This window comes from Proteus vulgaris, from assembly GCF_016239305.1.
Taxonomy (GTDB): Bacteria; Pseudomonadota; Gammaproteobacteria; order Enterobacterales; family Enterobacteriaceae; genus Proteus; species Proteus vulgaris_C.
In genome coordinates this window covers 135,093-148,224 of the sequence record NZ_JAEHOQ010000007.1, presented here as the reverse complement: position 1 = coordinate 148,224, position 13,132 = coordinate 135,093, and the positions used below count along the sequence as shown (strand labels likewise).

The 13,132-nt window shown below is 39.6% G+C and carries 13 protein-coding genes; 2 read left to right on the top strand and 11 right to left on the bottom strand.

Going from position 1 to position 13,132, the window contains the following annotated elements:
• Positions 1-3: 3 nt before the first annotated feature.
• The 3 genes from mrdA to rsfS are packed head-to-tail and all read right to left on the bottom strand — an operon-like array spanning position 4 to position 2,737.
• Positions 4-1,899 (bottom strand): peptidoglycan DD-transpeptidase MrdA, encoded by a 1,896-nt coding sequence (mrdA, locus tag JEP40_RS07310; RefSeq protein WP_198623015.1) that lies wholly within the window; start codon positions 1,897-1,899, stop codon positions 4-6.
• Between the two features lie 38 nt (positions 1,900-1,937).
• The gene (rlmH, locus tag JEP40_RS07305; protein ID WP_004246050.1) at positions 1,938-2,408 is read right to left on the bottom strand and encodes a 23S rRNA (pseudouridine(1915)-N(3))-methyltransferase RlmH; all 471 of its coding nucleotides are present in this window, start codon (positions 2,406-2,408) and stop codon (positions 1,938-1,940) included.
• A 2-nt stretch (positions 2,409-2,410) separates the two neighbouring features.
• Entirely contained in the window at positions 2,411-2,737 is a 327-nt protein-coding gene (rsfS, locus tag JEP40_RS07300; protein WP_006537732.1) for a ribosome silencing factor, read from the bottom strand.
• 515 nt (positions 2,738-3,252) lie between these two features.
• Between rsfS and JEP40_RS07295 the strand changes: the two genes are divergently transcribed.
• On the top strand, positions 3,253-3,999 hold the full coding sequence (locus tag JEP40_RS07295) for a YbgA family protein (protein ID WP_198623014.1): 747 nt from the start codon (positions 3,253-3,255) through the stop codon (positions 3,997-3,999).
• Between the two features lie 6 nt (positions 4,000-4,005).
• On the opposite strand, the gene nadD is transcribed toward JEP40_RS07295, so the two are convergent.
• The 8 genes from nadD to JEP40_RS07255 form a co-directional block, all read right to left on the bottom strand.
• A complete protein-coding gene (nadD, locus tag JEP40_RS07290; protein ID WP_198623013.1) occupies positions 4,006-4,677 on the bottom strand; it encodes a nicotinate-nucleotide adenylyltransferase in 672 nt (223 codons plus the stop codon).
• Positions 4,670-5,704, bottom strand: coding sequence for a DNA polymerase III subunit delta (gene holA / locus JEP40_RS07285; protein WP_198623012.1), 1,035 nt, complete (start codon positions 5,702-5,704; stop codon positions 4,670-4,672). Before holA ends, nadD begins: the two co-directional genes overlap by 8 nt.
• Positions 5,701-6,249: an LPS assembly lipoprotein LptE gene (lptE, locus tag JEP40_RS07280; protein ID WP_198623011.1), complete on the bottom strand. Its 549-nt coding sequence runs from the start codon at positions 6,247-6,249 to the stop codon at positions 5,701-5,703. The genes holA and lptE overlap by 4 nt, the downstream gene beginning before the upstream one ends.
• Positions 6,250-6,261: 12 nt before the next feature.
• Positions 6,262-8,844 carry a leucine--tRNA ligase gene (gene leuS, locus JEP40_RS07275; protein ID WP_198623010.1) on the bottom strand — a complete coding sequence of 861 codons (2,583 nt, stop codon included), beginning with the start codon at positions 8,842-8,844 and terminating at the stop codon, positions 6,262-6,264.
• Positions 8,845-9,171: 327 nt separating this feature from the next.
• Positions 9,172-9,897, bottom strand: coding sequence for an amino acid ABC transporter ATP-binding protein (locus JEP40_RS07270; RefSeq protein ID WP_198623009.1), 726 nt, complete (start codon positions 9,895-9,897; stop codon positions 9,172-9,174).
• Positions 9,898-10,572 carry a glutamate/aspartate ABC transporter permease GltK gene (gltK, locus tag JEP40_RS07265; RefSeq protein WP_072070241.1) on the bottom strand — a complete coding sequence of 225 codons (675 nt, stop codon included), beginning with the start codon at positions 10,570-10,572 and terminating at the stop codon, positions 9,898-9,900.
• On the bottom strand, positions 10,572-11,312 hold the full coding sequence (locus tag JEP40_RS07260; protein ID WP_072070240.1) for an amino acid ABC transporter permease: 741 nt from the start codon (positions 11,310-11,312) through the stop codon (positions 10,572-10,574). Before JEP40_RS07260 ends, gltK begins: the two co-directional genes overlap by 1 nt.
• Positions 11,313-11,426: 114 nt before the next feature.
• Positions 11,427-12,320, bottom strand: a complete 894-nt coding sequence (locus tag JEP40_RS07255) for an amino acid ABC transporter substrate-binding protein (protein ID WP_198623008.1) — start codon at positions 12,318-12,320, stop codon at positions 11,427-11,429.
• Positions 12,321-12,685: 365 nt separating this feature from the next.
• Here JEP40_RS07255 and JEP40_RS07250 point away from each other — a divergent pair, with 365 nt between their 5' ends.
• Entirely contained in the window at positions 12,686-13,075 is a 390-nt protein-coding gene (locus JEP40_RS07250) for a metal resistance protein (RefSeq protein ID WP_198623007.1), read from the top strand.
• Positions 13,076-13,132: the final 57 nt, after the last annotated feature.

Below are 13,132 nucleotides of genomic sequence, written 5' to 3'. Positions count from 1 at the left end.
TGATTATTCCTCTGAACCGCGTGGAGCTGGTGGCGAATCAGGTAACACTGTGTTGTTATCACCTAGGAGAATATGGTCAAGAATTTGTCTTGTAATATCACCGACAGAAGGGCCGGCACCACCATTTTCTAAAATAATTGCTATAGCAACTGTCGGCTTATCATAAGGCGCAAAGGCAATCATCAGTTTGTGGTCACGAAGATGTTCAGCCAATTGGCTCGCATTGTAGGTTTCGTAACTAAACACCTGTGCAGTTCCTGATTTGGCTGCCACTTTATAAGGAGCATCAGCAAAACTTCGGCGGCCTGTACCATTAGGGAAGTTAGCCACACCATACATACCATGTTTTGCTAATTCCCAATAGCCAGAGTTAATATCACCAATTTGACGTGTTTCAGTATCAACATAAGGCAACATCTCATTACCAAGTTTTGTACCGTAAAGTAGGTGAGGGGTTTTAACTTGGCCATCATTAATCAATGTCATTAAAGCTTTAGCCATTTGAATTGGCGTTGCTGTCCAATAACCTTGGCCAATCCCTACTGGGATCGTGTCACCTTGATACCAAGGTTTTTTATAACGTTGCTGTTTCCACTCACGCGTTGGCATGATGCCATTACGCTCTTCAGATAGATCAATTCCTGTGTATTCGCCATAGCCAAAGCGACTCATCCAAGTTGAGATACGATCGATTCCCATATCATAAGCAACTTGGTAGAAAAATGTATCCGCAGACTCAACAATGGACTTGGTAACGTTGAGTTTACCATGCCCCCAGCGTTTCCAGTCACGATAGCGTTTTTCAGAGCCAGGAAGTTGCCACCAGCCAGGATCGTGGATAGTCGTATTCGCGGTGATAACCCCTTCACTTAATGCAGCAACAGACATAAAGGGTTTAACTGTTGAAGCTGGAGGATAAAGGCCTTGTGTTGTTCTATTTATTAGTGGTCTATCAGGGTTATTTAGTAATCCTTGATAATCAGTATTAGAAATACCGCCCACAAATAAGTTCGGATCATAACTTGGATTTGAGACAAGGGCTAAAATTTCACCATTACGTGGGTCAGTCACGACAACAGCAGCTCGGCTTGTGGTAAGTAATGTTTCAATATAGGTCTGTAATTCAAGATCAACGGTAAGGTAAATATCTTTACCTGCTTGTGGTGGTTGTTCGTGTAATTGGCGAATAACGCGACCACGGCTATTAACTTCAACTTCTTCATAGCCAGTTGTTCCGTGTAATACAGACTCATAATAACGTTCAATACCTAATTTACCAATATCATGAGTAGCTGCGTAGTTAGGTGATAAACCTTCTTTATCAAGGCGTTCAACATCTTTATCGTTAATTTTTGCAACATAACCAATTACATGTGTTAATGCTGAACCATAAGGATAATAACGGCGTTGATAACCTTTGATTTCTAAGCCTGGATAACGATATTGATTGATAGCAAAACGCGCGACTTGCACTTGGCTAAGTGTGGTTTTTAAGGGAATAGAACTAAATCGACGAGAGCGCTTACGTTCTTTTTCAAAAGCTGCGATATCTTCATCAGTTAAGTCAACAACTTCTCTTAAACTTTCAAGCGTTTCTTGTAAGTTTGTTACCTTTTCAGGTACGACTTCTAACTGGTAGATAGTACGGTTGAGCGCAAGAGGGATCCCTTTACGATCGTAAATAATGCCACGACTAGGTGCAATTGGGACGAGTTTAATTCGGTTATCATTTGAACGTGTTTGATAATCGTCATGGCGAGCGATTTGTAAGTGATTGAGGTTAAAAACCAAAACACCACTTAATATAATAATTACTGAAAATGCGACGATCACACGGCGGATAAACAATCTTGATTCCGCAGTATAATCTCGAAACGGGGTACGTTTTTTTCTTTTCATCCCATTTGACTTCACTTACTGACCCGCCAATTTATTGATTATTCACGATGATAAGGATGGTTTGTCGTAATACTCCATGCTCGATAAAGGCTTTCTGCAACCACGACACGAACAAGAGGGTGTGGCATAGTTAAAGGAGATAAAGACCAGCTTTGCTCAGCTGCAGCTTTACAAGCAGGTGCTAATCCTTCAGGACCACCAATCAATAAGCTGACATTTCTACCATCAAGCTTCCATCGATCAAGTTGTTCTGCAAGTTTTGGCGTATCCCAGCGAGCGCCAGGAATATCAAGAGTGACAATACGATTCCCTTTGCCAACAGCCGCTAACATTTGTTCGCCTTCTTTTTCGAGAATTCGTTTAATATCGGCATTCTTTCCGCGTTTACCTGCGGGTATTTCAATAAGTTCTAAAGGCATGTCTTTGGGAAATCGATTAAGATAATCCATAAAGCCGGTCTGTATCCAGTCCGGCATTTTTGTACCAACGGCAATGAGCTGTAATTTCAAACTCAGCTCCAGAGTTTTTCAAGTTCGTACATGCGACGGCTATCTTCTTGCATTACGTGTACCATGGCTTCACCAAGATCGACGACAATCCAATCAGAAACGCCTTGTCCTTCCACACCTAAAGGTTGTAATCCCGCTTCGCGGCAATCATCAACGAGATTATCTGCAACAGACATGAGATGTCTGCTTGATGTACCTGTGCAAATAATCATGTAATCCGTTACACTTGATTTTCCACGGACATCTAATGCAATGATGTCTTGAGCTTTAGAATCTTCAAGTTTATCAATAATAAATTGTTGTAATTCAGAACCTTGCAAAAGGATCACCTTTAATCTAATGAGTTAATTCAATCGAGAAACAACTATACTCGTTATACGTCAATTGGCAGTATTGTTGACTACGTTTATTTGCACTAGTTACAGACTTTTGTCTGCTTTGAGTGACCTATTTACTTGTCGTTTTACTGCACCTTGAATTATTTAGAGTATGAACGCCATTTTAAAGGAATTTATACCAATAAATCTATTTTACTCGATGAGTAATTTCAGTTAGCGATAACAAGAACATAAATCTTATTCTTTTGTTTTTCGACGTTTGATTTAGAAAAATTCACATATGCCCATTAACTGCGTCATAATTAATAATAAAAAGAAGGCGCATAAGAACTTTTCAGTTAGACGACAGTTTTACCTTACAGTTCCCTTAAGGGAACAGAGGGTGAGAATAACAGCTAAACACCGTCTGTCAATGCTCATCAAACACCTAATTTGGTGTGTTTTTACTTTGTTAGCTCCAGATTATACCGTGTAATGCTCAGACTTTTTAATTGGAGAGAAAAAGAATGGAAAGAAAAGTGAATTATCTCGGGATATCTTCAGAAATTATGAGTAACACCAATCACCAATTGCAAGAAAAATTAGCATTACTTTGTGATACTGTTCAGGCGGAAAAAATAGGCGTTATGCAGATAGATGCACAAAATAGAGATAACCCATTGCCACTTTATGGTTATGTTGGAAAAAAAGGAGACAGCCTTTCCTCTCTCTCGAGTTTTATTTTACCTCAATTAAGTATTGATCAACTTTTACAGCCCATTGTTCTTGACCATTTTCTTACCCGAATTTTCACACTGTTCGATTACCAACAACAGGTCAATCAATCATTAACTAAAGGAGCTTTAGTTAAATTTCACAGTCGATATAAATATTTAATTATGGCTTATTCACAAGTAGCTTATCGAGAGTTAGGGCGTGGTATCGCTAATTTTTCTGATGCTATTCCCCTTGAAGAGATTGCATCGGAATATCTGGAAAAGCTAATGAGGGCATTTAGTATTGCAGCAAATAGAGAAGGGCAAACTAATGCGTTAATGCATATGGCGGGGTATTTTAAGCGAAATCTAAACTCACAACAAAAACAAGAAATGGCGCAGACAATTTTACAATATCGTCAAGGTATTGTGCCTTTATCTAAACCTTATGATTTACTCAAATATTGGTTAACCGTTTATCCCGATGAATATTTGAGCCATCAACGCTATTTTTCACCTTATCCGTTCGCTTTTAATTATTTAAGAGAGCAACTTTAGCCTTAATTATTTATAGAGTTGTTGCTGGCGAATATAGTTTTCAACAGAACTGGGTAGTAAATCGTGACAATCTAATCCCGCTTTATGGCGAGCACGAATATCTGTTGCTGAGATATTATAAAGAGGCGTATCAGCCAGAAAAATTTTGCCAGAAGGTAGGTAATGAATATCTTCTTGTTGATTGGTTTGATGTTTTTTTAGCCATTCCTGCATTTGGGTTGACTCGAAATAAGTTTGATAACCAGGGCGAGCACAAACTAACAAATGGCATACATCTAATAGCTTTTCCCATTGGTGCCACGTATTAATTGAAAGTAATGAATCCTGACCAATAATAAATGCTAAAGGTTGTTTATCACCAATTTCTTGTCTGAAGTCTCTTAATGTCTCAATGGTATAAGAAGGTGTTGGCTTCTCAAGCTCACGAGTATCCACTTTAAATGAAGAATATGGCTCAAGAGCAAGATGTACCATATCAAGACGTTGCTGAGAAGATGCTTCAGGCTGTGGGCGATGAGGGGGAATATTATTGGGTAGCCACACCACTTCTTTTAAACCAATTAACCCTGAAAGTGCTTCAACAGGACGTAAATGCCCATAATGAATTGGATCAAATGTGCCACCGTATAAGGCGATAGCTTGATTAATTAAAGGTGTAGAGCCATTGTCTTTAGGCATGATTTACAAATCCTTCTGGTAATGCTTTCCCACAAAGCAATAAGCCTAATGCACTAAGAGATGGCCAAACAGTTTGGCCATAATCTTGTTTAATGGTCATTTCGATACTGGTTAATAACCGTATTGCAGTCAGCAATTGATGCTCAGATAGACGTTGTAATGCGGCTGTAAAAATTGGGCGTCGGTTTTGCCAAATTCGATGCTTATCAAAAATAGTTTTTAAAGCAGCTGTTTTAGACTCTCGGTGTAGCGTAATTAATTGCATTAACTCGCGTTGCAACGTTCTGAGTAAAATAATAGGTTCGCTGTCTTCTCTTTTGAGTTGTTGTAAAATATGCCATGCGCGTTGTGTTTTACCTGCAAGCAATGCATCAACCCAGTGATAAGGGGTAAAATGCGACGCGTCATTAACAGCAGCTTCCACTCTAGGCAATGTCAATTTACCATCAGGATAAAGTAGGGAAAGGCGCTCTATCGCTTGTGCCAATGCGAGCAAATTACCTTCATAGCAGTAGCAAAGTAGTTGGTTACCTTGTTCATCCAGCGCTAATCCTTTTTGTTTTGCTCGACGAGCAACCCAATTAGGCAATTTATCAAGCTCAGGTGTGAGACAAGAAACATACGTTCCATTTTGGCTTAATGTTTTAAACCATTCACTGTTTTCTTGAGCTTTGGTGAGTTTATTGCCACGTAAAATTAATAATAAATCTTGATGTAACTCTTGAGATAACCCAGTGAGCTTCTCTGACATAGCTGCATTAGGACCATTATCAGGTAAATGAAGCAAAATAGATTGTCTTTGAGAAAAAAGGCTTAGTGATTGACAAAGGGAGTAAATTTCATTCCAGTCTGTATTATTATCAAGAGTAAATTGATAGTGTTCAATAAACCCTTGGGCTTTAGCAACAGATTGGATGGCATCTTGAGACTCTTGGAGCAACAGAGGTTCATTGCCCCAGAGTAGATAACTTTGGCGCAGCCCCTCTTGGAGCTGCGCATTCAGTTGTTCTGGATATAAGCGGATCATTTGGCCGGAGAGATTATCTGTTTTGCTTGCTCAGCTTGTGCGACTTTTTGGCGTTCAGCATTGTGAACAACCAATAATTTACGCACTAATATTGCTGTCGCTTGTTCACGCATTTCTTGCTTGATAATGTCATTTTCAGCGTCTTTTGCTAATGCTTCTAATGGGTTATCGAAGAATGGGCGTGATACCTGTGATGAAATAGGGTAAATCGTGCCATCAGGCATAATCACTTGCGCATCTAGCACAAATGTTAGCTGACGTTCTGCTGATTTACCGTCTTGATACACAGAAACGGTTTCTTTACTCTCTGACGAACCCACAATTTTGAGAATAGGGATATCTGCTGTTGGATTTTCAACAAGCTGAACATCACTAAGTCTGAGTTGTTGACGCATTACACGAGATAATGGGCCATAAGGGTCACCAGAGCTAAGATAAAGCGTTTTTAATTCTGCTGGAACCTGAGTTTTCCCTTGTAAGTGAAAACCACAGCCAGCGGTGATTAACACCGCTAAACCGAAAAATAGCGAAAATAGATATCGCACTAGGCCTCCTTATCAGCCAACAACGATGTTCAGTAATTTTCCTGGAACATAAATGACTTTACGAATAGTCACATCTTCCAAGTATTTAGCAACACTGTACTCTTTTGTCGCCATTTCCTGAACATATTCTTTTTCTGAATTAGCCGGAACAGTGACACGACCACGAACTTTACCATTCACTTGAACAATAATCAGTTTAGTGTCATCAATCATGGCTTCTTCATCTGCAACAGGCCATGGCGCAACATCAACGTCTTCTTTTCCACCTAATGCTTTCCACATCACAAAACATGCATGAGGAATGATTGGAGAAAGCATACGAACGATAGCTTCTAATGCTTCTTGCATTAAAGCACGATCTTGCTCTGTTTCTTGACTTGCACGAGTTAATTTATTCATTAACTCCATGATAGCTGCAATTGCTGTATTGAAAGCTAAACGGCGGCCTACGTCATCAGACACTTTAGCGATAGTCTTATGTAAGTCACGGCGTAAATCTTTTTGTTCTTCTGTTAGTGCAGACAGATCAAGTGATTGTGCCGATCCTTTTTGAGTGTGCTCATGAACTAAACGCCATAAACGACGTAAGAAACGGTTAGCACCTTCAACACTAGACTCTTGCCATTCAAGTGTTAATTCTGGTGGAGCTGCAAACATCATAAATAAACGGACGGTGTCTGCACCATAACGTTCAACCATTGTTTGTGGATCGATACCGTTATTTTTAGATTTAGACATTTTGCTCATGCCAGCATAAGTCAGTTCATGACCAGCACTGTCAGTCGCTTTTATGATGCGATTTTTCTCATCACGTTCAACAATGGCTTCAGCAGGTGATACCCAATGACGAGCACCATCTTCGCCTGTGTGATAGAACGCATCAGCTAATACCATACCTTGGCACAGTAAACGTTTTGCTGGTTCATCAGAGTTCACTAACCCTGCATCACGCATTAGTTTGTGGAAAAAGCGGAAATACATTAAGTGCATGATGGCATGTTCAATACCACCGATGTACCAGTCAACAGGTAACCAATAGTTAGCCGCTTTTGGATCTAACATGCCTTTATCGTAATCAGGGCAGGTATAACGAGCGTAATACCAAGATGATTCCATAAAGGTGTCGAAAGTATCTGTTTCACGCAGTGCTGGCTGACCATTAATAGTGGTTTTCGCCCACTCAGGATCAGCTTTAATTGGACTGGTGATCCCATCCATTTTTACATCTTCTGGCAGGATAACGGGTAGTTGATCTTCAGGAACGGGGATAACAGTACCGTCTTCTAAAGTTGCCATTGGAATTGGCGCACCCCAGTAACGTTGACGAGAAACACCCCAGTCACGTAAACGATAGTTAACTTTACGTTCACCAACACCCATTTGTGCAAGTTTATCTGCAATAGCATTAAAACCAGCTTGGTTATCTAAACCAGAGAATTCACCAGAGTTAATCAGACTGTTTTTCTCGGTTAATGCACCTTCAGATAAATCAGGTTGGTTACCTTCTGCATCAGCAATAACAGCTTTAATGGGTAAGTTATATTTGGTTGCAAATTCCCAGTCACGTTCATCATGGCCAGGAACAGCCATCACGGCACCGGTGCCGTATTCCATTAAGACAAAGTTAGCGACCCAAATAGCCACTTTTTCTTTGGTTAACGGGTGAATGGCATAAAGACCAGTGGCAATCCCTTTTTTCTCCATTGTCGCCATATCGGCTTCTGCCATTTTCATGTTACGGCATTCATCAATGAAATGTTGAATTTCAGGATTATTTTGAGCTGCTTTTTGCGCTAATGGATGGCCCGCTGCAACAGCGACATAAGTAACACCCATAAAGGTATCAGGACGTGTTGTATAAACCGTCATTTTGTCGTTGCTATCCGCAACATCAAATGTAATTTCGACACCTTCTGAACGGCCAATCCAGTTACGTTGCATGGTTTTAACTTGTTCAGGCCATTCATCTAACGTATCTAAATCGTTTAACAGTTCTTCTGCATAATCGGTAATTTTGATAAACCACTGTGGAATTTCTTTACGTTCTACAGGGGTATCACAACGCCAGCAACAGCCATCAATAACTTGTTCATTAGCTAATACGGTTAAATCATGTGGACACCAGTTAACAGCAGAGGTTTTTTTATACACTAAGCCTTTCTCATATAACTTAGTAAAAAACCACTGTTCCCAACGATAATATTCTGGTGTACATGTTGTGACTTCACGATCCCAATCGTAACCAAAACCCAGTTTCTTTAACTGGTTTTTCATATAATCGATGTTTTCGTAAGTCCACGGCGCAGGCGCTGTGTTGTTTTTTACTGCGGCACCTTCAGCGGGTAGACCAAATGCATCCCAACCAATAGGTTGTAAGACATTTTTACCTTGCATACGTTGATAACGGGAAATCACGTCACCAATGGTGTAGTTGCGGACGTGTCCCATGTGTAGTCGACCAGAAGGATAAGGTAGCATTGACAGGCAGTAATATTTTTCTTTGTTATTATCTTCTGTCACTTTAAATGTATTGTTCTTTTCCCAGTGTTCCTGGATAGTTTGCTCTATATCTTCGGGACGATATTGTTCTTGCATGGCACCGATAATCCTATGGTGAATTAATGGCTACCGGAGGGTAACCGCTATTATGAAATTAAGACTTGCATAGCATAGCTGATTTTGTCTAATAGCCACAACTATTGATCTTAATGAAAGCCACTGTTTGCATAACTTTTTCAATACAATTGCGAGATATCTTGGAAAGAGTTAACACAAAAAGAGAATAAATGCGTATTTTCTAGAAAAATAATGGTGATATTGCGAAAAAAGAAGATTACTTGGTATTTAGTTGCGAGGTTGTTCAGAATTATTATTTGAGGCTGACGTGCTAAGAAAGCACGCCAGCAGAGGAGATATGAAGTATTAATGCAAGATTTTAGCTAAGAAATCTTTTGCGCGATCTGATGTTGGATTATCAAAAAAGTCATTTTTAGGTCTATCTTCTACAATGCGCCCTTCATCCATAAAGATAATACGGTCAGCTACTTTTTTGGCAAAGCCCATTTCATGGGTTACTACCATCATCGTCATACCTTCATTTGCGAGTTCAACCATAACATCCAGCACTTCATTAATCATTTCGGGATCAAGTGCGGATGTAGGTTCATCAAATAACATCGCGATAGGATCCATACATAAAGCACGAGCAATGGCGACACGCTGTTGTTGACCGCCAGAAAGTTGAGCTGGGTATTTATTTGCATGACTGGATAAACCAACGCGTTCTAATAACTTTAAGCCTTTTTCTTTTGCTGCACTTTTCTCTCTATTAAGCACTTTAACTTGTGCGAGTGTAAGATTCTCAATAATAGAAAGATGAGGGAAAAGCTCAAAATGTTGGAATACCATACCTACTTTTGCTCGTAATTTAGCAAGATCGGTGTGTTTATCATTTACTTTTATTTCATTAACAAGGATCTCACCTTGTTGTATTGGTTCTAGACCATTCACTGTTTTAATCAGTGTTGATTTACCTGAACCAGAAGGCCCACAGACAACAACAACTTCCCCCTTTTTAACTTCAGTGGAGCATTCAGTCAGTACTTGAAATTGACCATACCATTTGGATACGTCTTTTAGGGAAATCATCTAGGTAGTCCTTTTTTTAAGAAAGTTCACTAACATTGAAGCAGCGAAGCTAATGACAAAATAAACAAAACCCGCAAAGAGGATCATCTCAACTTGTGTGCCATCGCGCTCACCAATATTTGCCGCCGTTCTGAAAAAGTCAGTGAGGCTTAATACATAAACTAAGGATGTATCTTGGAACAAGACAATTCCTTGAGTGAGTAAAAGTGGAACCATGGCTCTAAATGCTTGAGGTAAAATCACTAAGCGCATCGTTTGTGATTTGGTCATACCTAATGCAAGTGAGGCAGAAAACTGTCCTTTACTAACACTTTGAATACCTGCCCTTATAATTTCAGAGTAGTACGCAGCTTCAAATAATGAGAACGCTATCATTGCTGAAATTAAACGGATATCACTTTTCGGCGAAAGTCCTAGAACATTTTGTAATATGTTAGGCACAATTAAATAAAACCACAGTAATACCATGACTAATGGGATAGAACGAAAGGTATTAACGTAAGCGGCCGCAAACCAACTAATAGGTTTAAACGTAGACAGGCGCATAACAGCAAGCACCGTTCCCCATAAAATACCAACTACAATGGCAGTGATGGTGATTTTTAAAGTGATTGCCATACCATCGACTAAAAATGGCAGGCTTGGAACAACAGAACTCCAGTCAAATTCGTACATTATTGACCTCCTGTTGTGCCAGGTAAACGCACTCGTTTTTCAAGCCAACTCATGATTAACATAATGATGACGTTGATAAAAACATAGGCGAGAGTAATTGCCGTGAATGACTCATACGCTTTCGCTGAATAATCAAGTAGCTTGTTTGCTTGTGCTGCCATATCAATCAATCCGATAGTGGAGGCAATTGCTGAGTTTTTGACGAGATTAAGCATTTCAGAGGTCATTGGTGGAATAATGACACGATAAGCATTGGGCAATAAAACATAGCGATAGGTTTGAGGTAAGGTTAAACCCAAGGCAAGTCCTGCAGCTTTTTGCCCTCGAGGTAACGAGTTAATTGCAGCTCTGACTTGTTCGCACATACGTGCAGCGGTAAATAAACCTAAACAGAGTGCTGAAGAGACAAAAAACTGTACATTTGGCGCTAAGTCCATTTTAAACCAGTCACCAATAGATTGAGGTAATAGTTCAGGAATAACTAAATACCACGTAAAGAATTGAACAATAAGCGGCACATTACGAAATAACTCAACATAAACAGTACCTAAACTCGAAAGCCAACGATTAGGCACGGTACGCAAAATTCCGAATAAAGAACCGACAAGAAAGGCAATAACCCAAGCGCATAAAGATAAGGCAATGGTGACTTGGAAGCCTGAAATCAGCCATCCTAAGTATGTGGTATTTCCGAAAGGGGCTTCTTGGAAGAATATCCCCCAATCCCAATCAATCGACATGATTTCACCTCCGGTGAAAAATAGGGGCAGGGAACGACTGCCCCAAACTTCACTGATCTGTCTGTCCAACAGATACTTTATAATTATTTGTTTGCATCAACTGCGTATGTGTTTTTAATTCAATGCCTTATCATTTGGTGATGCAAATAGGGCTTTCATTTCATCAGAGATAGTGAATTCTAGGTTAAGATTTTTAGGTGGAATAGGGGCATTGAACCATCGATTGAAGGATTTTTCTGCTTCACCTGATTTCTGTGCATTAGCAATTGTTTCATCAATTAATGCTTTGAATTGAGCATCATCTTTACGCAACATACAGCCATAAGCTTCTTCAGATTGTGGTGTTCCTACAATTTCCCACTGACCCGGTTTTTTCGCTTTAGCGCGTTCCCCAGCAAGTAATGCATCATCCATCATAAAGGCGACAGCACGACCTGATTCAAGTGTACGGAATGAGTCCCCATGATCTTTTGCGCTGATAATGCGCATATTCATTTTTTTCTCATCGTTAAGCTTGTTGAGTAACATTTCAGACGTTGTTCCTGATGTTACAACGACGTTTTTACCGGACAGATCAGAGAAGTCTTTTATTCCACCGTCTTTTTTCGCCAGTAAACGTGTACCTACGATAAAAATAGTATTAGAGAAACTAGCTTGTTGCTGACGAGCTTCGTTATTGGTTGTTGAGCCACATTCAAAATCAAACGTACCATTTTGCAATAATGGAATGCGATTCTGAGATGTAATAGGGATCAGGCGAATTTGCAGATTAGGTTTGCCTATTTTGTCTTTTACCGCTTGTACAATCAGATTGGAATAGTCTTGAGAATAACCAACCACTTTTTGTTGGTTATCATAGTAAGAGAAAGGAACGGAGGATTCCCGGTGTCCAACGATAATAATATCGTTGTCATTGATTTTTTTTAAGGTTCCAGTGAGTTCTTCTGCCTGCACAGCCCCTGCAGCCCCTAAAATCATTAATGATAATGCTAGTTTACGCATGCGCATAATAACTCCTGTAGTGGTGATAAGTGATATTTATGATTTGCCTTGTGTTGCTTTTTTGTTTTAATTTGTTTTGATAATGTTAATAGATAGAACAAATAACATACCGTTGGGAAGTGTAATTTGTGAAATACGAGAGGTATCTCTCAATAAAAGAATGAAATCAAATGTAGTTGATTATTTTTTTGGAAGTTGTTTTCAATATTTAAAATGATTGTAGTAGAAACCTTATGGAAATAAAGGTTAAAGATGAAAAATTGAGATAATAGGAAAAATAAAATAAGTAGGGATTTGTAAAGTTTGTCTTAAGGAGTTGTTTGTCTGTGGATTACCGTTAAGATAGCGGGTCATATTGATGAGGAACATCTATGAGTAATTGGCGGTCAGGTCGCTGGCTAGTGGTGATAACAGTTTTGCTGATCTTGTGTTGCATTGTTCAGCGTTCATTAGGTGCCCACATCATTAGTGAGCGCTTAGCGACAGCTGTTTCTCAAACTCAATATCCACTATCAACACCGATTGCTGATGAGAATAGTGCAACAGAACATACTTATTCACTCTCTACCTGTGAATTAAGCGCTAAATCATTATTATCTGTCCCCCCACTAACGATAGAGCCTTTTTTCCATTCGTGGGCTGTACTATTACTCTTAAGCATGGCCGCTATCTATGTCTCGCGTCAGCGTAGCCAAAAAAAGCATCATCATCCACCTCCACCGATAAGACTTCACCTTCACTATTGTATTTTGAGGGATTAGAAATTTCCTTTTAGCTAAAAAATTGTACGTCTATCTTTGGGCGTAGCTTTGTGTAGC